Origin of the sequence: Streptomyces albus subsp. chlorinus, assembly GCF_013302895.1 — a bacterium.
GTDB classification, from domain to species: Bacteria; Actinomycetota; Actinomycetes; order Streptomycetales; family Streptomycetaceae; genus Streptomyces; species Streptomyces chlorinus.
Map to the genome: position 1 here is coordinate 4639824 of NZ_VJOK01000001.1, position 2116 is coordinate 4641939.

1 protein-coding gene and 1 pseudogene are annotated in these 2116 nt (G+C 77.1%); both read left to right on the plus strand.

Annotated features, from left to right (window positions below; translation table 11 throughout):
* Nucleotides 1-1079, plus strand: a pseudogene (locus FM076_RS20360) (serine/threonine-protein kinase); the annotation flags it as partial.
* A gap of 311 nt (nt 1080-1390) precedes the next feature.
* On the plus strand, nt 1391-2116 hold a 726-nt coding region (locus tag FM076_RS20365), incomplete at its 3' end, for a protein kinase (protein ID WP_345945122.1).

The window sequence follows — 2116 nt, forward strand, 5'->3', positions numbered from 1 at the left end:
CCGCGACGGGCGGCGGCCGGACGGGAACCGGGCGCGGAACGGGCTCCTCCGGCTCGGCCGCGGCGGCCTCCGCGGGTTCCGGCTCCACCGCGGCCTCCTCGCCCCTGCCCTCGTCCTCGCCCTCGCCCTCGTCCCGCTCCTCCTCGGCTCCGGGTTCCGCCGGCGCGCCGTCCGGTGCGGGCTCCGGCACGGGTGCCGGAGCCGGTGGTGCGGCGGGCGGGGCCACCGGGAACGGTCCGCTGCCGGGCGCCGGGAGCGGCAGCCGGGCGCTGCCGCCCGAGAGCGGCGGCAGCGGCGCGATCACCTCGCTGCGAGACCTGCGGGAACTTCCCGAACTGCGCAAGGGCGTCCCGCCCCGGACGCTGGCGATCGTCGCGGTGGCGGTCGTCGTCGTCATCGTGGTCGTCGTGCTGCTGGTGGTGAACGCGGGCGGCGACGACAAGGACGGCAACGCCTCCAGGAGCGGCTCGGCCGGTACGAGCGCCGACGAGGGCGGACGGGGCGCCGCGAAGGCCCAGGAGGCCGGCGCGGGCACCGGCCGGGACGAGGGCGGCTCCGCCCGGGACGCAGGGGGCGGCGCGGGCGGCGACGGCAGGAACGGCGCGGCCGAGGACGCCGGGCTGCCCGAGGGCTACGCCCGGGTCAAGGACAAGCGGTTCCACTTCTCCGTCGCGCTGCCCGACGGCTGGAAGCGCACCGGGATAGCGGGCCGGAACTCCGGCGGCAAGTACGCGGCGCCCGGCGGCGGGCACCCGAGGATCCAGATCGACCACACCGGCACCCCGGGCTCGGACGCCGCCGGGGCCTGGCGCAAGCAGGAGCCCGCGGTCAGGGGCGCCAGCCCCGGCTACAAGTCGCTGGGCATCAGGACGGTCGGGTGGCGCGGCTATCCGACCGTCGCCGACTGGCACTTCCTGCGCAAGGAGAACGGCAAGAAGGTCCACGTCCTCAACCGGGGCTTCAAGGTGGATGCCGAGAACGGCTACGCCATCCTCATCACCTGCGAGGCCGACGCCTGGCAGGACAAGGAGTGCGAGACGCTCCGGAAGACCGCGTTCAGGACGTTCAAGCCGCTCTGACGACCCCTCGGCACCGCGCCGCGAAGCCCGTGGGCGGCGTGCCCGTGGGCGGCGTGGCCAGCCCCCCCGGGGCGAACCGTCCCCGAGACCCGCCGGGGGCAACCGTCCGGGAGCCCCGCCGGGGGCCCGGCACGCACGGCGCAGCCCCGGGAGGGCGTGCGCGGGCTGACGCGCCCCCCGCCGCGACGAGAGGGCCGGAGCGCGGTGACGTGGAGGGTTCCCGGACGTATCGTGAAAGACGCGGACCGTCGCCCGCAACGGGGCGGGGCGGGCACCGGGTTGGCGGTTCCGCGCACGGTCGGGGAGGTGTCGTGGAGGAGCACGCGGGGTATGGGGGGCGGCTGTTGGCCGGTCGCTACCGCCTGCCCGCGCCGCCCGCCGACTCCTGCGACCTGGCCGGGTCCCTGGCCTGGGACACCGCCAGCGGCCAGGAAGTCCACGTCCGCCAGGTGCCGTTGCCCGAGGTCGTCGAGGCGGAGGTCGTCGAGGACGGCCACGGGTCCGGCGCCGGCGGTGACGGTACGCGCGGTGCGGCGGGCCCGTACGGTACGGATGTCCCGTACGGCCGGGGCGCACCCTACGGACCCGACGGGGGCCGGGCCACCCGCAGCCCCGCCGACCTCGTGGTACGCAGGGCGATGGAGGCCGCGGTCGCCGCGGCGCAGCTCCCGGACCACCCCCGGCTCGACCAGGTCTTCGACGTCTTCGTCGAGGACGGCGGGCTGTGGATAGTGAGCGAACGGGTCCCCGGCAGACCGCTTTCCGCACTGCTGGCCGACCGTCCGCTGGGCGCGCACCGCGCCGCCGAGATCGCCGCCGACCTGCTGGCCGCGCTGCGTATCGTGCACGCGCACGGCTGGGTGCACCGCAACCTCACCGCCCACACCGTGCTCATCTGCGAGGACGGCCGTGCGCTGCTCACAGGCCTGGCCGTGGGCGCCGCCCAGGAGGCGCTGTGCGGCTACGACCCGCTGCCCGAGTCCGCCGCCCCCGCCGGGACCGGTGCGGACACCGAGCCGGCCCCCGCCCCCGCGACC